The 20,670-nt window shown below is 36.4% G+C and carries 15 protein-coding genes and 1 pseudogene; 6 read left to right on the top strand and 10 right to left on the bottom strand.

Annotated elements, in window-relative coordinates; all coding sequences use genetic code 11:
• Positions 1-38: 38 nt before the first annotated feature.
• The 3 genes from WFN33_RS09895 to WFN33_RS09885 all read right to left on the bottom strand — a co-directional run bounded on the left by WFN33_RS09895 (position 39) and on the right by WFN33_RS09885 (position 5,482).
• Positions 39-3,635 (bottom strand): AAA family ATPase, encoded by a 3,597-nt coding sequence (locus tag WFN33_RS09895; RefSeq protein ID WP_336952883.1) that lies wholly within the window; start codon positions 3,633-3,635, stop codon positions 39-41.
• Between the two features lie 9 nt (positions 3,636-3,644).
• Positions 3,645-4,898 (bottom strand): exonuclease SbcCD subunit D, encoded by a 1,254-nt coding sequence (locus tag WFN33_RS09890; protein ID WP_336952882.1) that lies wholly within the window; start codon positions 4,896-4,898, stop codon positions 3,645-3,647.
• Positions 4,899-5,104: 206 nt separating this feature from the next.
• Positions 5,105-5,482, bottom strand: coding sequence for a VOC family protein (locus WFN33_RS09885; protein WP_336952881.1), 378 nt, complete (start codon positions 5,480-5,482; stop codon positions 5,105-5,107).
• A 106-nt stretch (positions 5,483-5,588) separates the two neighbouring features.
• Here WFN33_RS09885 and WFN33_RS09880 point away from each other — a divergent pair, with 106 nt between their 5' ends.
• The gene (locus WFN33_RS09880) at positions 5,589-5,846 is read left to right on the top strand and encodes a hypothetical protein (RefSeq protein WP_336952880.1); all 258 of its coding nucleotides are present in this window, start codon (positions 5,589-5,591) and stop codon (positions 5,844-5,846) included.
• A gap of 522 nt (positions 5,847-6,368) precedes the next feature.
• On the opposite strand, the gene ntrR is transcribed toward WFN33_RS09880, so the two are convergent.
• The 4 genes from ntrR to WFN33_RS09860 all read right to left on the bottom strand — a co-directional run bounded on the left by ntrR (position 6,369) and on the right by WFN33_RS09860 (position 10,970).
• Positions 6,369-7,109: an ADPR responsive transcriptional repressor NtrR gene (gene ntrR, locus WFN33_RS09875; RefSeq protein WP_336952879.1), complete on the bottom strand. Its 741-nt coding sequence runs from the start codon at positions 7,107-7,109 to the stop codon at positions 6,369-6,371.
• A 164-nt stretch (positions 7,110-7,273) separates the two neighbouring features.
• The gene (locus WFN33_RS09870) at positions 7,274-8,770 is read right to left on the bottom strand and encodes a nicotinate phosphoribosyltransferase (protein ID WP_336952878.1); all 1,497 of its coding nucleotides are present in this window, start codon (positions 8,768-8,770) and stop codon (positions 7,274-7,276) included.
• Between the two features lie 18 nt (positions 8,771-8,788).
• Positions 8,789-9,682 carry a phosphoribosyltransferase family protein gene (locus tag WFN33_RS09865; protein WP_336952877.1) on the bottom strand — a complete coding sequence of 298 codons (894 nt, stop codon included), beginning with the start codon at positions 9,680-9,682 and terminating at the stop codon, positions 8,789-8,791.
• Positions 9,683-10,265: 583 nt separating this feature from the next.
• Complete coding sequence (locus WFN33_RS09860; protein WP_336952876.1) at positions 10,266-10,970, bottom strand: nitroreductase; 705 nt, start codon at positions 10,968-10,970, stop codon at positions 10,266-10,268.
• Between the two features lie 418 nt (positions 10,971-11,388).
• On the opposite strand from WFN33_RS09860, the gene WFN33_RS09855 reads away from it, so the two are divergent.
• Both WFN33_RS09855 and gltS read left to right on the top strand, forming a co-directional pair.
• Positions 11,389-12,633, top strand: coding sequence for a DcaP family trimeric outer membrane transporter (locus WFN33_RS09855; protein ID WP_336952875.1), 1,245 nt, complete (start codon positions 11,389-11,391; stop codon positions 12,631-12,633).
• Positions 12,634-13,183: 550 nt separating this feature from the next.
• Positions 13,184-14,419, top strand: coding sequence for a sodium/glutamate symporter (gene gltS, locus WFN33_RS09850; protein WP_336952874.1), 1,236 nt, complete (start codon positions 13,184-13,186; stop codon positions 14,417-14,419).
• Positions 14,420-14,460: 41 nt separating this feature from the next.
• Here gltS and chrA read toward each other — a convergent pair whose 3' ends face one another.
• A complete protein-coding gene (gene chrA, locus WFN33_RS09845; protein WP_336952873.1) occupies positions 14,461-15,669 on the bottom strand; it encodes a chromate efflux transporter in 1,209 nt (402 codons plus the stop codon).
• A gap of 245 nt (positions 15,670-15,914) precedes the next feature.
• On the opposite strand from chrA, the pseudogene WFN33_RS09840 reads away from it, so the two are divergent.
• Both WFN33_RS09840 and WFN33_RS09835 read left to right on the top strand, forming a co-directional pair.
• A pseudogene (locus WFN33_RS09840) lies at positions 15,915-16,793 on the top strand (patatin-like phospholipase family protein); the annotation flags it as partial.
• Positions 16,794-17,051: 258 nt separating this feature from the next.
• Positions 17,052-17,573, top strand: coding sequence for an acyl-CoA thioesterase (locus tag WFN33_RS09835; RefSeq protein WP_336952872.1), 522 nt, complete (start codon positions 17,052-17,054; stop codon positions 17,571-17,573).
• Positions 17,574-18,152: 579 nt separating this feature from the next.
• Here the strand turns inward: WFN33_RS09835 and WFN33_RS09830 are convergent.
• Positions 18,153-18,494 carry a hypothetical protein gene (locus tag WFN33_RS09830; protein ID WP_336952871.1) on the bottom strand — a complete coding sequence of 114 codons (342 nt, stop codon included), beginning with the start codon at positions 18,492-18,494 and terminating at the stop codon, positions 18,153-18,155.
• A 448-nt stretch (positions 18,495-18,942) separates the two neighbouring features.
• A complete protein-coding gene (locus tag WFN33_RS09825; RefSeq protein ID WP_336952869.1) occupies positions 18,943-19,170 on the bottom strand; it encodes a hypothetical protein in 228 nt (75 codons plus the stop codon).
• 446 nt (positions 19,171-19,616) lie between these two features.
• On the opposite strand from WFN33_RS09825, the gene WFN33_RS09820 reads away from it, so the two are divergent.
• Complete coding sequence (locus tag WFN33_RS09820; RefSeq protein ID WP_336952868.1) at positions 19,617-20,630, top strand: CobW family GTP-binding protein; 1,014 nt, start codon at positions 19,617-19,619, stop codon at positions 20,628-20,630.
• The last annotated feature ends 40 nt before the right edge of the window (positions 20,631-20,670 follow it).

Here is a 20,670-nt window from a genome sequence, read left to right as displayed (position 1 = left end):
AGTTTATGTTTTAGAGGAGGGTGGCCTCCTCATTTATTCTAACTCACCACTTCAAGCGTACTTGCACCCGCCCCTAAAGGGCGTACCTGAATTTGCACAGGAATACGTTCATGCATTTCTTGTATATGTGAAATCAATACAACTTTACGCCCTTGATTTTGCAGTTGATCTAATGCATTCATGACCATATGTAATGAAGATGCATCCAATGTACCAAAACCTTCATCGATAAAGAGAGATTCAATTTTCATTGAACCTGATGCCATATTGGCAATTGCCAAAGATAAGGCAAGGGCAGTCAAGAATGACTCACCTCCTGAAAGTGAGGCAACCGAACGGGTTTCACCATCCATATCATGGTCAATGATGGCAAGGCTGAGTGAATTATCTAATCGTTTTAAGGTATAACGTTGAGACAACATCGCCAATTGTTGGTTGGCATGTTCGAGTAAAATATCCAGATTATACTGTTGTGCATAATCACGGAATTTCTTACCCGTCGCATCTCCCATTAAGCCTGAAATTTTGCCCCAGCGATGTTCTTCCTGTTGTACTTGTTGAATCTGATCAGTAAATTGCTTTTGCTTAGCAACATTTTGTTGATGCAATTCAAGTTTGAGTTTTAACTGATCGCGGATTTCAAATTGGGTTTTTAGCGTATTCGCATTATTCAAAATCAATTGTTGTAACTGTTCAAAATCAATTTCGGGTTGATGAAGCGTATGTTCAGTTAATTGCTCTTGTATGGTGTTAAGTGCTGAATTGGCCTCATTTAACATTCGTTCAGCATGTTGCAGTTGTTGGCGAATCTGTTGTTCTTGTACCGCCGTGATTTGAGCCAAAAGCTCTAAATCATCAGGCTGAAAAGCTGGATGCTGAGTAAGCCATTGCTGAATATCCTGATTCACTAGATTGAGGTTATTCTGATTGTGTTGTTGCTGAGCGTTGAGTTGTTCGAGCTGACTTTTTTCTTGCTCAAATTGATTGCGTAATTGATTAAAACTTTGCTTTTGTTGTTGGTAAAGCGTCTGAATTTTTTGGTATTCATGGTCATACTGCGTTAACCATTCATTCGGCTTAACTTCGGTTAATCCCGTCATATTTTGAATGAGTTGATTTGCCAATTCTGTGTTTTGTTGCCCTTTCAGTTTTATCTCGTTCAAGCTGTGAGCAGTTTCAGAAATGTGTTTGGCTGTATTCGCTATATTGAGTTGAGTTGTATTGAGTTGCTGTAGATATTGATCATGCTGTTTCGACAATAACTCAAGCTGTTCAAGCTGTTGTGTACGCGTATTTAATTGGCTCAAGATATATTGTGCTGTGGTGATACTGTACTGTTGCCATGCATTTTTTTCACGATCAGCTAAGCAACTGACAATATGTTGTACCTGATTGTGTAGGTTATTGGCATTTTGCAATAAATGTTCAGTGTGTTGAATGCTTTGACTTAATTGTTGCTGAATTTTGATGCTTTGAATCCATTGCTTAGATTGTGCTTCCAATTGTTGAATATCAAACTGATATTGCTGGGTAAGTTGCTCCAATTGTTGCTTAATTTCAGATTGTGTATGAGTTAAGTTCAGCGGGATTTGGGATGATTGACCTTGTTCAATACATAGCTGTTGTATGACGGTTATTTTTTCAGTCACATTTTGAAGAGTGGTCTTAAGCTGTTGCTGTTCGACACTCAATTTGGTCAAGTTTTGTTGAGCCGCTTGCCAAAGGTTAAAGGTTTGTTGTTCTTTGAGCGTGGCTTGTTGTTCCTGTTGCTGTTGTAGCTCAAACAGTACTTTAGATATAGCAGAATCATCAAGGTGATAGGGATGGGTTGTGCTTCCACAAACAACACAAGGTTGACCATCTATTAATTCAGCTCTTAAATGTTCCACATTTTCAGCATGTAATAAGCGTTGTTGTTGTAAAACCTCTTGCAGTTTTAAACGGGCTTGTTTCGCCGTTTGGAAATCTTGTTCAGCCTGTATTGTGGTTTTTTCTAGTTGTTGAAATTGTTCCGAGCAACGTTTCAATCGGTCATTAAGCTGCTGAGATTCAATCTTTAATTCAAAAAACTGGGCTAATTTTTGCTGTAAGGTAGCCAATTGGTTGAGTTGGCTCAGTTTAAATTCACGTTGTTGGCGCGTTTGTTCAAGCTGAGTTTCAAGTTGCTCCGCAGTTCCAAATTGATGAATTGAGTCTTGTAATTGTGTTTTTTGCTCAATTAATTTCGTTTCAGCCTGAGACAGGTTCCCTAATTGATTTTCAATAGATTGATAGTGCTGAATAAATTGGGTTAACTGTTGCACATGTGCAGTTAAACCTTTATCCAAACTTGAGAACTGCTGAGAGTCTGCAAGTTGCTGATTTAAAAGATTTCGTTTTTCTGTAATCTGCTGAATATGATGTTCAAGTTGTTGTTGTTGATTGAGTAGTGGGGTTTTAGACGATTCTAAATCATTTAATCTGGTCTGAATTTTCTTAAATTCGACCCCAATAAAATCCCGCTCCTGAATACATTTCCGTACTTCACTCAAACATCCACGATGGGTATTTTCGAAATTTTGCTGAACAGTTAAAGCCGTTTCAGTTTGGAGAAAACGGGTCTTTTCAGTGTCAAATTGAACTTGTAATGCATCAAAAAGCTGTTGTTGTTTTTGAGTTTGTGGTGCGAGTTGCTGTTCGGTTTTTATCAGTTGTTGCTTTTGAAAAATACTAGAACGAATCTCTGAGAATATTTCTAAACGATTTAAACGTTCACGCTCAGGGATTAAGCCTTGTTGCGCTTGTAACTGTGTATTAAGCAACTGTTGCTTAACGACAATTTCATTATTCAGTTTTTGTTTACGCTCAAACCATTGCTGTTGTTTTTCAAGTTGCGATTTTTCATCTTCAAGTTTTTTATAGTCTTGATTGATGTGTTGGAATTGCATCTGTAATTCAGCGGCATCTTCCTCAGCGAGGAGTTCAATATGACCGAGAAGGTTTTCCAAATCCTTACGTTTTGATGCCACCAATTTGGTTTTTTCGTAGGCCAATTGACCGACTTTTCCAAAAATGGATGAATTGGTTAAATACTCAAGTAATTCACCACGTTCATTGTCACGTGCTTTTAAGAAGGCTGTAACTTCGGACTGTGCCAAAAGAACTGCACGAGTAAATTGCTCAAAACTCAGTTGGGTAATTTTATAGATCGCTGATTCTACGGCTTTGGCTTTATCTGCGACTACCGTTCCATCAGTTAAGCATTTTAAATAGCGTTGGACACTTTGTAGTTTTCCATCTACTTTTTCACGGGAACGTTTAAGTTCCCAGCGTGCCAAATAATGCTTTTGATCTTGTGCCACAAAACATAATTCAGCAAAGCCGTGTGCGGTACCACGGCGGAGTACAGTCAGAGGTGAGTTGGTTAAAAGTTCAGAGCCATCAATATCCTGTAATTTACCATCACTGTCTTTTAAACGTGGGATTTTATTAAATAGAGCAAGGCACATGGCATCCAAAATGGTTGATTTTCCTGCTCCTGTTTTCCCAACAATCGCCACTAAACCTGCTGAAGCTAAAGGTTCAGATTCAAAATCTATAAAATGTTCACCCGAAAGAGACGCGAGATTTTTGAGTCGTATAGATAAAATTTTCACGGCAAACTCCTATGCGTCATGTTCATTTTCAAGCGTTTTTTCGGCTTCTTGTAATAAGCTTAAAAAGTCTTTCAAGACAGCATCATCATTGGTATAGCCATTTTTTTCCCAAAGTTGTTGAAAGAGTTTTTCTGGTGTCGGTGGTTCTAAATTGATTGAAGTAATTTCATCACTATTTTTTTCTGATGCGAAGTATTGTCTTGAGATGCGAACTAAGCGGTAACGGTTTTTGGGTAAAGCATCTTCAAATTGTTGGCGCAAATTGGGCGGAGGTGGAACATCGGTATGGTATTCAATATCGACATATTCACGCTGATCAATATTTTCAATTTCACCGCTTGCTAATGCCTTTAATTTGGCTAAAACTTCGTTCAATTCCCCTTTAATTTTATGTAGTTGTACACTACGGGGAATAAATACACTTTCAAATGAAACCCGTGACTCATCTATTTTAAGCGGGTCAATATTCACGTCGACAATTTGGTGTTTATAGTTGATTTCACTAAAGGATAAGGGAATAGGTGAACCACTATAACGGATATGTTCCTGACCAACTTTTTGCGGTTTATGTAAATGCCCGAGTGCAACATAATCAATGCTATCTTCAAACAATGTGGTAGAAAGTGCTTCCTCATTGCCAATGATAATAGGCCGTTCAGAATCAGAGGTTTCTCCACCTTGCATATGGGCATGTGACATTAGAATGAGTGCTTGATTATCTGTTTTTCTTTTTCGTGCTTCAGAAATCACCTGTTGATGTAAATAGGCAATGGCATTTTGACTGTTATTGGTTTGTTCGTTAAAACCTGTAATTTCGGCTGGGCGCAGAAACGGTAAGCTTAGGCACCAAGCAATAATATTTTTTTGTTCATCATAAATTGGAATCAGTAAACGATCCAAATCAATTTGACCAAGCTCGTTTTTATGAATCACACCGACGGTTTTGGCGTGATATTTTTCAAGCAGGGGCTCAACTTGTTCAATGCGATAACCTGAATCATGATTACCTGCAATCATTAAGGTTTGCATATGTGGAGCAAGCTGATGTGCATTGGCTAGGAATTGATAGAGTTGTTTCTGCGCAGCAGATGCAGGATTGATGACATCGAATATATCGCCTGCAATTAATAGGGCATGGGGTTGCTTTTCTTTGATTTGAGCTAATAACCACGCTAAAAATTGCTCATGTTCATACTGGCGAGAATGGTTATAGAAGAATTGTCCCAGATGCCAGTCTGAAGTATGAAGAAAGCGTACAGTCATTAGTTGGATAAGCCTTACAGAATTTAAAATTAAGGTAGCACAAATTGAATGCTTAAATCAGCTGTAAGGCCTTAATCACTTAATATGATCTGTATTTTTTATAAAAATTCTTAAAAAATACTCGCTATCTTTTTCTCAACTGTTTCATGCAGCCGAATATAGACAGGTTTTTTCGAACATTTATTTAGATTTTTAATTATTGAATGTTATTTTGCATTGGGATCAACTTGGACTAATCCAAAGGTATTATGATCTGCATCTAAAAAATATCCTTGCCAACATTTATTGGGAATAGCAAATTTCTCCATTGCTACTTGTCCACCCAAAGCTAAAATCTTTTCAGCAGTTGTATCAAAATCTTCAACTTCAAAAGAACAGGTAAAGGCATTGGTTCCACAATGGGTGGGTGGTGTTTGAGCTGGACGCTCCAATAAGCCACCATGTATGTTGGCTGTTTCAATTTGAAAATATTGAATGGGTAGACCTTCAACTTTGCTAAATTTCCAACCGAAAACTTCATGATAAAATTTAACTTCACGTTCAGGGTTTGAAGACTGAATTTTAAAGTAGCTTAGTGCGTTCATTGTTATTGTCCAATTTTAAATGTTTTGATTAAGATAATAGAATTTGCAAAGTTGTGATGTATAAATATTGAAAATGAAAGAATGAGGCAGTTAAAAGTGATGTGTTATGGATAAAGAAAAATTACATGAATTACGCGCAAAAATTACCATTTCAATCGCAGATGCTTGCGCTTTATTAAAACAATATGATGAGATAGCACATTGCATACAAGTTTATCATCAGCAGAATATTGAAAAAATTTGTGCAGCAACAGATTGTGATGCGGAACTTGTACAAGAATATTATGATGATCCTAGATATCATCCCAATCTTGAAAAATCATTCAAAAAATTAATGAATTTAATCAACGTACAATCAAATTGAGTATAGATGAAAATCCAAAATATGTTGATAAAGTGGGTTTCTTTATTTGGGCAGAAGATGAAAACTTAGAGAGGATACAAAATAAAGGCAATAGAACTTATTTTATTCCGTAAGATGATTTTGCTTATGTCATTAAAATATTTAGATCTTTATTTCCGTTGTTTAGCCCAATGAGAAATGAATTTGAGTGTAGTTTTGATCCTTGTTCAGATAACTATTTCGATCAAAATGCCCTACAAGACATTATTTTAAAAATTAAAGATCTGCATTTTAACGATAGCAAAGTGATGAATTTTTTAGAAAAACTGGTCTGTTGTTTAGAGGAAAAAATGCAAATAGGGACTTATGTCATTATTTTTGGAAACCAATAAATGAAATTGAAACGGCAATTAGAAGTCGATCTGAAGTAATTTAGTGATGTCGATAAGTGAAGACAAAGCTTTTAAGCTTATTGCGTAAATCCCTTTGATTAAGCTTTCTAAAGTTTTCATTGTTTGCTGTTATCCAAGTAATACAAAGCGCTTAAGTGGTTTCCCTTGGATACTCTAAAATTCGAGGAAAATGGAAATCATAACTTTGTAGTGCAAACTTATACAATTGAGCAGGGCGTTTGCCCGCAATCTTAGATTGATCTGTTTCCTCAACTGCGCCAGCTTCAATCATACGCCGTCTAAATGACTTCTTCTCTAAACTTTGTCCCAAAATAATTTCATAAATCTGCTGTAACTCAGTCAAAGTAAACAGTTGAGGCATTAAACTGACGGGTAAGGCTGTATAACGTGCCTTACTACTTAAACGGTCAACAGCCATATCTAAAAGCTCTAAATGATCAAAAGCCAAGTCTAATTTTTTTGCCTCAGCAATTGAAATCCATTCACTATATTCATTTTGTTCAGTGGCAATCTGTTGAAACGCTTTGAAATCGATCAGGGCAAAATATAAAGCTGTTACAGCCCACCCCCGAGGATCACGTGTTGCATTGCCAACCGTCGCAACTTGTTCCAAATGCGGTGATTGAAGTCCAGTTTTTTCAACCAATTTACGATGTGCTGTTATCATCAAATCTTGATCTTTAGACAAATCGACAAAACCACCTGGGAGTGCCCATTTATCTTTTTGTGGGAAATTGGAACGTTTAATCAATAAAACTTGTAGCTGACCTGCATTAACAGAAAAAATCGCCATATCTACTGTAAGTAATGGGGATTCATAATCCTTTTTATTATAGTTGGAGAGAAATTCCTGTTCGGAGTTAAAGGTCACTGTAAGGCTCGCTTAATTTTATTAAAGTAACAGATTGTCTTGGATTATTACAGGGTGGAAGAGATTCGCCAAGTAGAAAATATGTTGAGTAAAATGAGATTGGCAATGGTGCAGCCTAAGCACAGAAACCTTGCAATAAAAAGCAAGGTTTCTGAAAATGATTGTTATAACTGATTTGCCAATCGCTCCCGAATTTCATTCAAACGACACGCTAGAATCAATTGCCCATTTTCAAACACTGTTTTTAACTCACCTTGTTGCTCTTGTTCCATGGTTTGCTGATCAAATAACACAAATCCGTCTTCAGTTTTTTCTACGCGAAGTAAACCTTTAGCGGATTTCTTTATACCAGAATCAGTGATTGGATCTTTAAACAATTCACGTGGAACACCGTTGACTTGTCCCCAAGTGGCTTTAACTGCAAAACCAAATGTGTCACGCGTTAAATAGTTATAAGTATAACTACCGATCCCAAAGACCAGATTATTTGAAGCATAGCCCTTAGCTTCTAGCCCTTGAAGAATATTTAAAGCACGTTCCAAAGTAATCGAGTCACCATAAATCAAACCAACACGCTCATTTAAAACTTTATAGCCTTGATCTGTTTCGGTTCCGCCAAAGATTTCCCATAAACATTGCACAGCGCCTTTATAAGCTGGACTGCCCATTTCAGCTTCAGGGTCACCGCAAATGATTTTTACAGGATCACCAGAGTCAGGACGAAAAACCAATTTAGCCAAACCTAAAGCATTTGGCTGACGAGCTAAAATTTCGTCTTTTAACGCCACAGTAAATTCTGTAATTACTCGCCAAAAATCCCAAGTATCCGATACGATACTGACCACACCTGATGGATAAAGCTCAGTGATTAAACGTCTAAAAGTTTCAATTTCATTGTCTTCACTGCCCATACACATCACACTATGTTCGGTTGCGGGAACCGAAACACCTACAATGCCTTCCGCATCGTAATATTCTTCTGCATAATCAATCGCTGAAACCGCGTCTGTACCGATAAAGCTGGTTAAATGTCCTACACCATTTTGTGTGGCATCATAAATCCCACTCATTCCGCGACTACTAAAATCATGCCCTTGTACAGCAACGAAGTCTAAAGGTACACCTGTTTTAATCGCATATGTTGTCAGTAAGCGTTTGTATTCAAATGCAATCGTTGCTGTAGTACAACTTTTCCATAATTCAGCGCTGAGTACTGTTTCTAAGTAGTTGGTTAACCAAAAGAACTCAGGCAGGGTATTTACAATAGTGAGGACAGGTACTTTTATATTGACACGACTGCCTTCTTCTAATGCTTTTATCCGAATCGGTAAATAGCCTAAGTCATATAAAGCTTCAATATGATCGACAGGAACTGCACCTTCGCCCAATGCGTTATCCATTCTACGTTTATATCTAGCAATGACTTTTGCCTTATCTTGTTGGAAAAAACCTTCATTCCAAGTTTCAATCAAAAAGTGTTTGATAAAGCCTTGTAAGCCAAAGAACACGATTTTATCGTCGAAGTCAGGCAACATTTTCGCTAAACGAGAAGAGCGTGGCGTGAAATTGGCATAAACATATTCTGTGCCAACAGGATACTGACGTCTGTGATCTGCTTTATAAAAGTCAATTGCATTCAGTGGATTGATTTTTAAGCTCATTGTTATTCTCCAAAATAATTAAAATGAATTGAAACGACTAAATGAAATGACGTTTAGATTTGGATGTTCAGTTTGAGGAAAGCTCGATGTCGTAAAAATTTGGTCAACCAAGCCTTCAAATACGTGCATACCTTTACTAAAGATCCCGTGAGTCACATATAAAATCACATGTTGGCAATTTAATTTTTTTAACTCTTGTGCAATACCAATAAAAGTTGCACCACCATCACAAATATCGTCCGTGATCACAGCTGTTTTGCCCGTTAAATCAGTTGCGTTGACTTGAGCATTCTGAATTTTTCCTGTGACGGCATCACGTTTTTTTTCACAGTAGACCATTTCGATTTCGTGATCTCGTAAGCTATTGATGACTTTGGCAATCATTTTGGTCCGTTGTTTTGCACCTGCATCTGGACAGATTAAAACGGTGTCTTGAGCAATTAAAATGTCTTGTAACTTTGAATTTTGCAGAATGATTTCACTGGGTTGAACATTCTCAATCTCAAAAAAATGGGTATTTTCATTTAAAAGTTTTTCAGTAACACAACTATGTGCATCCCAAACTTTGATTGATTTACGTTGTTGTGGAAATTGTTCAGTATTGATATTTAATAATTTTGTCATTAGTTCTAATGAGAATGCCTGTCCCATCGCACAGATTCGATCTTGGCGTGCGTATGGAAAATAAGGGATTTCCAAATCAATTTCTAAACCTTGATTGAGTAATACATTTTCAATTAACAAGTAATCCATCAAATCTTGCGTGTTACTGATTTTGGCTTGAATCTGAATTTGCCCTTTCAACGTTTTTAACGTATCTGCTGAAATTTGAACATGTCGTTCACCACCCGCAAACTGGATATTTTGAATAGGGATAATATTGTTGTTTGAATCTTTGACTTGGATAGACATGTTGCTTATACCTATAAGGTGGCTTATTGCCAATACATATATAGTGTCATAAAGCCTATTTAATTATCAATATTACTTTACAAAAGATTACAAACCTGGGTATTAGATGCTTTTTGATTGGATTTTTATTTAAGTCATTGTTTTATTTTGTAATATTTGGTGTGTGAGAGCGTGCTGATTTTTAATGCTGTCTGTTATTCGAGATTTAACAGGTTTTAATCCCTAGACATTTATTATGTAAGAAAAAGCAGGGGATCGCTAAAAGACGATAGCTATATAAAAGACAGCTACGATAAAAAGCCCTTACTATAAGAAAACATGTACTTTAAAAAGTCAGAAGGGATGATTCATTCGTTGAAATATTCATGTTCAACTGATACAGAACAATAAATCTTTTAAAAATCAAAAAATGCTCATGTGGAGTAAATCATATTGGTATTGAAAGTTCCTTCTCCACCTTTCGAGAAGGTTAGGATGAGGAACTTTTATGTTGAACTCAGTTTTTAAAAGGGCTTTTGAAAGAAGCCGAATAAAAATATTTTAAAATGATTTAAATTATTGAAGGCTGTTAAATAAAGTCGCTCTAATCCAAGAACACGCTAAAGTTTTCAACAGATTCACGCGGGGTAATAAATGTATTTACAATATGGTCTGGATCGGCATAACCCAACACAACAGCACAGACTAACTCCTCATCATCAGGTGCATTGAGTACCTCTAAGACTATACGATGAAAATGATTCCATGCAGCTTGAGGACAACTGTCTATACCACGTGCTTTTGCTGCAATCATGACATTTTGCACCATCATGGAAATGTCCATTTTAGCGCCTGTTCCCATAATTTTATTTACAGTAAAATACAACACAATAGGTGCATCAAAAAGCTGATAATTCCTTAAATGTTGCGCCGCCATTTTTTCTTTTTCGCTTTTTTGAATCGCCAAAAGTCCATACAGCCCCCAACCATTTTCACGACGACGATCAATAAACGGTGAAATCCAAGTGGTCGGGTAGTATGAAAAACTTGCTGTATGCTGTTCGGCGAGTTCTGGTCGGGTAAATAATTCGATTTGTGCAGCACATACACGGTCAATCATTTCTTGGCGCTTATTACCAGTAACTACATATACTTTCCACGGTTGGGTATTTGCTCCAGATGGTGCACGACATGCGACATTTAAAATATCTTTAATAATGGCTAAATCGATAGGTTTATCCAAAAAAGCACGCACTGAATGACGGCTTGTAATTACTTGATCTATTACTTGAACCTGTTCGAAAAACATAAAAATCCTTTATTGGTCTAGTTTTCAATCAAATAAACTATATACGATAGTCGTAGAGGGGTTATATTCATTTTTTGAAATTTTAGCTAAGCCTTAGATTATATAATGATTATAGAAATACTAATCTGAAAAAAGAATTGAAATTAAAGTCTTATTCGATAAAACTGATTTAATAAAGGGGTTGAGTTACGCTAGATTACAAAGGTGTAAGAATTATACACAAATTGTTACTTTTGGGTTTTAACTTAGTTTCAACGCTTTCATAATTTAATAGCAAGCATATATGTGCAAAGTTTTTTTTATGTGGTGTCTGAGAAACTACTGAAGAAAACAAGAAAAATTGATTTTTTAGCAAAGTATTGGGGTTAAAAGATCAAATTGTACGGATGCACATCATAAATAAGGCTAGGAGTATTTAATGAGTCTATTCACAAATCGCAAGTCATTGATCGTCAAAAGTTTAGCATTAACAGTAACAGCTTTGATGGTAAATACAGCTCAAGCTGCTACTGACAGTCAAGAGATTCAACAATTACGCAATGAAGTTCAAGAATTAAAAGCACTTCTTCAGCAACAACAACAGCAAGTGAGATTAGTTGAATCTAAAGTTCAAGCAGCACCATCTTCTTCATCAGTTGGCTTAAAGTCTAAGTCTGGTGCAGATATCAATATTTATGGTTTTGTTCGTGGTGATGCCAACTATATCATTGAAGGCGGTGATGACGACTTCAACAAAATTAGTTCAACTACTGGAGAAGCGAAAGACAAACTCCGCGCGACAGCAAAAACAACACGTATTGGTTTAGATTTTAATACGCCAGTAGGTGATGCTAAAGTTGGTGGTAAAGTTGAAGTTGACTTTGCAGGTAACGGTGTAAATGAAAACCTTCGTATTCGTCATGCTTATTTAACCTATAACAACTGGTTATTCGGTCAAACAACATCTAACTTCCTATCTAGCCATGCGCCAGAAATGATTGACTTTGCAACTAACGCAGGTGGCGGTACTACACGTATTCCACAAGTACGTTATGCATACAATCTGGCACCAACTACAAAATTATTGGTTGCTGCTGAAGAAGGTAATAGTGCTGGGGCTACAGGTACAGCAGTTAAATATAGTCTTCCTGTGTTAACAGGTAAAATTACACAATCATATGCTGATGGCAACGGTAATGCGTCTGCACGTGTTTTAGTGGAAAACTATAAAGATAACAATGCTGGCAAAGATAAGACGGGATGGGGTGTTGCACTTGGCACAGACTTTAAAGTTGCGGATCCTTTAAAACTTTTTGCTGATGCATCTTATGTGGTGGGCAATAGCAATTACCTATACGGCAGTAACAATGCTTATGCTATTGTAAATGGCGATATTGAGCAGAATGAGTTCACTGCACTTCAAGTGGGTGGTACATATAAAATCTTACCTAATTTGCGTTCGACTTTAGCATATGGCGCATTGTTTGCTGACAACGGTACAGATTTTGCGAAAGCAAACCAAAACGCGAATGAAAAAATTCAACAAGCTTGGTTAAACGTGATCTATTCTCCAGCGAAACCGATTGATTTAGGTATCGAGTATATCAACGGTAAGCGTGAAACTTTCGCGGGTCAATCTTATAAAGATAACCGTGTAGGTTTAATGGCGAAATACAATTTCTAATTCCAGCTTAGAAATTTATTAATCCCAAAAACCGAGGAATGCTCCTCGGTTTTTTATGCATGAGTATTTATAAAAGAAATAGATAAGAAAAAAATATAATTTAAAATGATAGCTAAAATTGTAAAAACGTAAGACATTTGCTTAAAAAAATGCATAATTAACCCACTTTTTTTCTATGTTCATATTATCGTATAGATAAATGACCTGTTTTGGCCTGTTCTTGTAAAGCGAATGACTTATGAGAACTGTATTTCTCATTGTTTGATGAAATGATCTTTTATCAATAATAGGAGTAACATCATGACCATTTTCTTTTCTAAATTTTTGCAGCATTGCAATTCTGTTTATATCTAATCGCTAATGTATTTATCGCGATGAGCCTTTTTGATTTTCAATGTTGAAAATCTGCTTTTTATTTTAATTTTTTGTTGTATATATCAGGCAATTAGGTAATCACTAAATCTGAGTGATTTTAAGTCTGCTACTATTATGGAATAGCATTTCTATACCTATACAACAAAAAATCTAGCCAAAGAATGGACAATTACTTATGGAATTTTCTTTTAATGCCTTCTATACGTTGATTGCAGCAGTCATCGTATTGTTATTAGGTCGTTTCCTGGTCAATAAGATTGATTTTCTCCGTAAATATAATATTCCAGAACCTGTTGCTGGGGGACTTGTTGCCGCAATTTTGTCTTTACTCATCCATAATTTTTGGGGTTATAGCATTACCACGAGTAGTGAATTACAAACCAGTTTCATGTTGGTATTTTTCGCTTCGATTGGTTTAAGTGCAAATTTTGCAAAATTAAAAGAAGGCGGTTTTGGTTTAGTCATTTTTTTAATTTGTGTTGCTTCATTTATTGTCGTACAAGACTTTGTTGGGATTGGGTTGGCAACAGTCATGGGGCTAGACCCACTGATTGGTCTGATTGCAGGTTCAATTACGCTCACAGGTGGACATGGTACAGCAGGTGCTTGGGGTGAGATTTTAGAAACCCAGCATGGTATACAAGGTGCTTTAGCGTTGGGTATGGCGAGCGCAACGTTTGGTTTAATTATTGGTGGGATCATCGGTGGTCCATTAGCCAAGTTGCTGATTAACCGTTATCAGCTATCGAACCCAAAAACACAAAAAGAAGTGGATGAGACCAATCAACAAGCCGTTTCTGATCTTGGGGAATATGTTCCATTTGAGTATCCACACCAAGTCCGTTTGATTACTGCAGATAATGCGATTACAACATTGGGACTTTTTGCAGCATGTCTGGCTTTTGCTGAATTCATGACCGGTTACAGTAAAGGGCAATGGTTTGAGCTACCAACATTTGTTTGGGCATTGGCTGGGGGTGTTATTCTTCGTAATGTACTTGAAGGCATTTTAAGAGTTAAAATGTTTGATCGCGCGATCGATGTATTTGGTAATGCAGCACTCTCACTCTACCTTGCGATGGCTTTACTTTCATTAAAACTTTGGCAGTTAGCAGATTTAGCAGGGCCATTGGTGATTATTCTGAGTGCACAAACATTAACGATGGCTTTATATGCCGCCTTCGTGACATTCCGTGTAATGGGAAAAAATTACGATGCAGCTGTATTGGCAGCAGGGCATTGTGGTTTTGGTATGGGTGCTACACCAACAGCTGTTGCAAATATGCAAGCCATTACCAATATGTATGGCCCTTCACATAAAGCATTTTTGATTGTTCCACTTTGTGGTGCATTTTTTGTCGACTTAATTAATGCAACAGTGATTCAATTGATTCTAAAATTTATCGCTTAATTTATGTTTAGATTTAAAAAGCCAGTGATATCACTGGCTTTTTAAATGAAATTTAGCAAGGCATAATGAATAAATAAAAGACTAGGAATACTGATAAAAATTGAAATTTTAAGTTCTAAACTCAACAGCATTAAACAGGTGGTGATGATATCTAATGGATTTTCCATGCTTTTTTGTAGCATAGGGATAATCACAGACAGGACAAATCCAACAACTGCAGCATTGATGAGTATCACAGAATTTTGAATATAAGGATTCACAAGTTGCTTAGACCAGTAAGGCAAAGCTAAAAAAACAAAGAAAAAAGAAGGTAAAAAGATCAACAGTGTTGTTATGACAGCATTTACAATGGGAAAAGTTGTAAGGGGCAAATATGCACCAAGATAACTGGCAAAGCTAAAGAGTGGTCCTGGCATAAATTGCGCAAGTGTGTAGCCTAATTCAAAATCTTGTTTGCTGATTAGGCCTGTATCGACAAAATCTTGCTGAAGCATGGGAAGAACCACATGGCCACCACCAAAGACTAAAGCACCTGTTTTATAGAAACTAAAACTGGCTTGAAATAGTAGCTTGTTGGAAAAAAGCATTGCTAAGCACAGGGCAAAAAAAATTGAAACAAATCCAATCAACCAGATTGATTTGTGATGATAAGAGCTCGGTAATACATTAAAATTTGCCTGCTGATTACCACTAGCAAAAACATTTGAATCCTTTTGAATGTATTTAAATCGTGTCATTAAAATGGCTAAAATAGCACTACCAAGGATAATCGCAAGTTGTAGCCATGCATTTGAAAATAAGAGTAGCAACACAGTACTGACCAGCATTAAGGTAAATTGTAGTTTGGTTTTACAATAGCTTTTAAACATCTGTAAAAAAGCAAAGACTATAATTGCTAAGATGATTGAGTGAATTGTTGAAAATAAGGCTAGATTAAAAACTGGATGCTGCTGAATGAATCTTGCTAAGCCAAACATTAGCAGTGCTGATGGGAGAGTAAATCCAATCCAAGCGACAATTGCGCCTAAATATCGATGTTGTAAACAACCTATAGCCATGCCCATTTGACTACTACTTGGGCCAGGGAGCATTTGGGTGAGTGCAAGCAGTTGATCATATTGCTGCTCATTTAACCAATTTCTTTTCTCTACAAAAGCTTGTTTAAAGAACACTAAATGCGCCGCTGGACCGCCAAAACTACTACAGCCTAATTTTAAAAAAATCCAAAAAATTTCAAAAAGTGTGGGCATATTTTTAGGATTATTTTAGACATTGATTTTTAAAATCTAATCGAAAATCATGACAGAATAAATAAATACAACAGCAAATCATTGCAAATTATGCTTAGATACAGGCGAATTTAGATTGTGCCATGATCTGAGAGTATATGTCATTGTTAAAGAAAATCTTTGCTTCTTTGTTTTGTGGTTTGTTACTAACTGCATGTGCACACTCACCCGAAAAAAAATCGCAAGCTGGTATATTGGCATCACAACAGGTTTTGGAAGCCTCTTCGCGATTGGACTATACTTTTTATCAATACAAACAATTATCAAAGAAAAAACCTGTGATTGCCTTGGTCTTGGGCAGTGGAGGCGCGCGTGGATATGCACACATTGGTGTAATTGAAGTGTTGGAGCAACATGGTATTAAACCTGATTTTATTGTTGGAACAAGTGCGGGAAGTATTGTTGGTTCAATTTATGCCAGTGGAAAATCGCCTGAACAACTACGCCAAATTGCACTCAATATGAAAGTGGGTGATGTACGCGATTTTAAAATTGGCATGAAAGGTTTTTTTGATGGGCAAAAAGTTGAAGATTATGTCAATAAGCAAATCAATCAAATGCCTTTGGAAAAAATGAAAATACCTATGTATGTTGTTGCTACAGAATTACAAAATGGTGAAAAGACGATTTTTAATTATGGTAATACAGGTCAGGCTGTGAGAGCTTCTGTATCTATTCCAAGCATGTTTATTCCTACCAAAATTAAAGGTAAGGAATATGTTGACGGTGGTTTAGTAAGCCCTGTACCGGTGAATATTGCCAAAGAATTAGGTGCAGATATCGTGATTGCGGTGGATATATTGGCACAACCTGTCAATACTGAAACGAGTAATGTCTGGGGGCTATTTAACCAAAATATCAATATCATGCAAAATAGATTAGCGGCTGAAGAATTAAAAAATGCAGATATTGTGATTCAACCAGATTTGCGTGAAAAAGCACATATTTTTGATGTAAAAGGTCGTCAGGATACTATGCAAGCTGGAATGGATGCAGCTAATCAACGTATGCATGATCTAGACGTGGTTATTGCCAGTAAGAAAAGTATTGAAACTGCTCAACAGCAATTTCAAGTCCAGAACTAAGATCAACAGTTAGAAGTACTTTAAAATCCAACACCAAGTATTCGGATCAGAAAAAACCTAAATATAGAAATATTGTAGCAAACATGTTGAATAAATAGAAAATGATTGATAAACCAATAAGATATACTTCAAATAAATGACCGTGTTCATAATCATAAATTGAGAGAATGGTCAATTGCCGAATTAAACATGTTTTTTAGTTGAAAAGATATATAATAATAGACTTAAATCTCCTGCCAAAATAGAGTCTAGAATACGATGTCTCCATTAGATCAAATGATCCCAGCTACAGATGACCAGTCAGAATTAACCATGTCCGTTTTGATGACCCCAGATATGGCAAACTTTTCAGGTAATGTACACGGTGGAACCATCCTTAAGCTGCTTGATCAGGTCGCTTATGCATGTGCAAGTCGTTATTCAGGTAGTTATGTGGTAACACTTTCAGTCGATAAAGTGAATTTCAAAGAACCAATTCATGTGGGTGAAATGGTCAGCTTTCTTGCCAGTGTAAACCATGTTGGTCGTACTTCAATGGAAATCGGGATTCGTGTTGAAGCACAAAATATTCAAAAACGTACAGTACGTCATACTAACAGTTGCTATTTCACCATGGTGGCTGTAGATGAAAATGGTAAACCACAACAAATTCCAGCTTTAAATCTGGATAATGATTGGAAACGCTGTCGTTTTGAAGCGGCTGAGCAGCGTAAAGTGGCACGTTTACAAGAAAATCATCATCCTTCTTGTAGTATTTATAAAAAAGCTTCAAATAGTTAATTGATTAAGTTTCCCCCCTCGTTGCCAATGAGGGGGCGCTTTAGGTAATCTCAAAATTAAAATGAAATGTAGTCAGCTTGATGCGCTATATTTGCCAGCAATAAGCGATTGACATTTAAACAAATGGTTAACCTGTCAAAAAAATCAAACACAAGAATATAATTTCTTTTAATTAATATTTAAATCAAATCAATTGTATAGCGGAATAAATTGTTTGATTTTAAAAAAGCTTACAATGACCCACACTACATTCAAAGTTTAAATACCTTTGAGTAGGCGATGCCTCACTTATGTAGGAGATGCCAGACCTTGCGCTGCAAATAAAGCATTGCTTTGTTTTTGCTCATGGAAGAGGGCTATACCGCCGAACGGCGACATCCCTGTCGTCCCACGGTAGGATCACCATCTACGATTCAAAAGTAAAAAAACGAATTGATAACCAACAGTTTCAAAATTTCATACAAAAACATAAGCTTCATTTATGATCAATGACTTGATGCAAATCACTTATATGAATAATTAGGTGGCTTTGACAATAAATTCAAACGATAAAAATTTGATAAAAACAGTTCCACACTTTTAATTGACTTTGTTAAGAACACGTCCATCTACCGTCATGCTCCACATCCCATTGGCAGTTTGTTGCGGTGCTTGAGAAACTTTAAACTCAGTTGAAAGTGGTCCAATGCCAGCACTAAAGTTATTGCCTTCAAATTTAGAAATTGGTGCAGATACAGATGAGCTTGAATTAGGTTGTTTATTGCTATATTCAACGCGTCCTTCAGGCGTAATCATCAAATTTACACTGCCATCCTCACTTTGCCATGTGCCTGAGTAGTTTTGTTTGTCTGTCGGTAATGGTTTGCTACATGCAACAAGTAGGGTGCTGATGACGCCTAAACCGATCAGTTTTTTTAACATTTTAAATTCCTCGTAAGTCTGGATATGTCAGGTTTTAATTATAAATTTACAAACTGATTTAAGTGCAAAAGAGTATATATGAATTATTCAAAAATCCTCTCTATACTAGAGTTGAGCAAAATGAAGCGATACAGGCATTGAGTTTTTAAACTTTAGGTTAATATTTTTTGAAATCTTAAAATATGGAATCTATTTATATGAAATAAAAAAATTAATTCTTTTTAGGATCAAAAATTACAAATCAGAAAGAATATAAAGTTATCAAATTTCTTTTCTAATAATAAGAAAGCCAGATTTCGATATGTTGGGTCTAATTGTTTAAAGACAGCAAAGATCAAGTAAAAGACATTAGAAAAATAAAAAGACTAAATCGCAGCATGATCTAGTCTTTTTATTCAGATTGTCTTTTCAGACAACCCAATTGCTAACTCGGGAGGAGAGTTAAATCTTATTGACCTGCTTGAGGAGCAGAAGTCGCTGGAGCTTCAGCAGCGCTTTCAGTCGCAGGTTGAGCTGTAGGTTGACCTGCAGCTTGAGTATCTTCAGTTGCAGCTGGTTGTTCTTGAGTTGATACAACAACTTGTTCAGCTTCAGTTGCAGCTGTATCAGTAGCAGCAAAAGTTGAGAAAGCAGTGAAAGCAAGTGTAGTAGCTAAAAGTGTTTTAACGAGTTTCATTTTGGCATCCTTAATTCATTGAATTGATCGTATAACGACCTGTGAGAGCGTCAGTTGTTAAATGCGTTGCTGATCACAGGGAGTAATGTCATGCTAAGTGCAGATGAAAAAATGGGCAACCTAAGCAACAAAGCGTAACAGGCTGGTTTACATGTTTAAAACAAATCATTGTATTATGTTGTTTTTTTGTGATCTATTGACTTCTACACATAGGTAAAAGTGTATGTAAATATGAAAAGTTGATTAAAAAACACACTGCATTGTTACTTACTCTAAACATTCATTATGCAATCTTTATGAACCTGGTATTGGAGTTTTGGATTGTTTTTGTAAATTTAATTTAAAAAATAGATGTTAAACCTGAAACTATTGGCAATTTTTCAGTAATAATAAGAAGAGTCACAATATCTATCTATTTCTTTCATTTAATATGCTGGGTCGATCCTTTGAAGATTTTAAGCCAAAAAACAGTCAAAACTCATATTATTTCTGGTTTTTTAGGGGCTGGAAAGACCACCTTATTACAGCATTTGCTTCAACAGAAGCCAGAAAATGAAACTTGGGCAGTTCTTATGAATGAGTTTGGACAGATTGGTGTGGATCAGCAATTGTTACCACAAGACTCAGGTTATGAAGTAAAAGAATTACTCGGTGGTTGTTTATGTTGTGCAGGACAATTGCCTATGCAAATTGCCTTGTCTCGATTGATTTATGATAAACAACCCGATCGACTATTTATAGAACCTACAGGCTTAGGTCATCCCGCTCAACTTTTGGCACAATTGACTGAACCGCAATGGCAAGCGCAAATTGATATGCGTGCGTTGGTGACAGTAATCGATGGGAGTCGCTTACATGATTCTGAATGGGTGAATCAAGCGCATTATCAAGATCAGTTAAAAGCTGCACAAATTGTTGTGGTTTCGCATGCAGATAGCATGTCTGCGTCTGATCATGAGGTATTAAACCAGTTTAAAAATGATTACTTTGCTTATATTCAAACTTGGGTATTGGCAGAGCAGGGTAATCTTGATATTCAACAGCTGGATCTATCACATCAAGGGGGGGAGAGAAAAGTTGTACCGCTGATTCAAGTGCAAAAACAATTTAACCCCGATGAAGTACTGCCTGTGGTTAAACAATTACCTTATCACTATGTTGAAACGGCTAATGGGTATACTGTTGCTGGTTGGAAATTTTCAAAGCGTTGGCAATTCGATTTTTATGACTTGTTAGATGTCTTGTGTGAGCAAAAAGACTGGTTGCGCATCAAAGGGATATTCAATACCAATCAAGGTTGGATGACATTTAATTTTAATCCTGAAAATTTGAATTATAAATCGGGTGAAGAAAGCTTGGATAATCGGATCGAACTCATTAGCCAGCACAATCGTGATTGGGAAAGTTTAGAAACGGCTTTGTTGAATTGTCGAATTGATCAGGCGGAAAAAACGCAGTAATCCTTTTGAAAATCTTATAGACTGTGCGCCATATTTAAGA

The organism is Acinetobacter sp. AS167, from assembly GCF_037152175.1.
Lineage (GTDB): Bacteria > Pseudomonadota > Gammaproteobacteria > Pseudomonadales > Moraxellaceae > Acinetobacter.
The sequence above is the reverse complement of the archived record's forward strand: the minus strand, read 5'-3'. Positions and strand labels throughout refer to the sequence as shown.

Coding starts and splice junctions, on each gene's coding strand:
- WFN33_RS09885 (WP_336952881.1), bottom strand. CDS start 5,482: ATGAACGCACTAAGCTACTTTAAAATTCAGTCTTCAAACCCTGAACGT.
- WFN33_RS09880 (WP_336952880.1), top strand. CDS start 5,589: ATGGATAAAGAAAAATTACATGAATTACGCGCAAAAATTACCATTTCA.
- WFN33_RS09825 (WP_336952869.1), bottom strand. CDS start 19,170: ATGAAACTCGTTAAAACACTTTTAGCTACTACACTTGCTTTCACTGCT.
- WFN33_RS09830 (WP_336952871.1), bottom strand. CDS start 18,494: ATGTTAAAAAAACTGATCGGTTTAGGCGTCATCAGCACCCTACTTGTT.
- WFN33_RS09870 (WP_336952878.1), bottom strand. CDS start 8,770: ATGAGCTTAAAAATCAATCCACTGAATGCAATTGACTTTTATAAAGCA.
- WFN33_RS09890 (WP_336952882.1), bottom strand. CDS start 4,898: ATGACTGTACGCTTTCTTCATACTTCAGACTGGCATCTGGGACAATTC.
- gltS (WP_336952874.1), top strand. CDS start 13,184: ATGGAATTTTCTTTTAATGCCTTCTATACGTTGATTGCAGCAGTCATC.
- WFN33_RS09860 (WP_336952876.1), bottom strand. CDS start 10,970: ATGTTTTTCGAACAGGTTCAAGTAATAGATCAAGTAATTACAAGCCGT.
- WFN33_RS09835 (WP_336952872.1), top strand. CDS start 17,052: ATGTCTCCATTAGATCAAATGATCCCAGCTACAGATGACCAGTCAGAA.
- WFN33_RS09855 (WP_336952875.1), top strand. CDS start 11,389: ATGAGTCTATTCACAAATCGCAAGTCATTGATCGTCAAAAGTTTAGCA.
- WFN33_RS09865 (WP_336952877.1), bottom strand. CDS start 9,682: ATGTCTATCCAAGTCAAAGATTCAAACAACAATATTATCCCTATTCAA.
- chrA (WP_336952873.1), bottom strand. CDS start 15,669: ATGCCCACACTTTTTGAAATTTTTTGGATTTTTTTAAAATTAGGCTGT.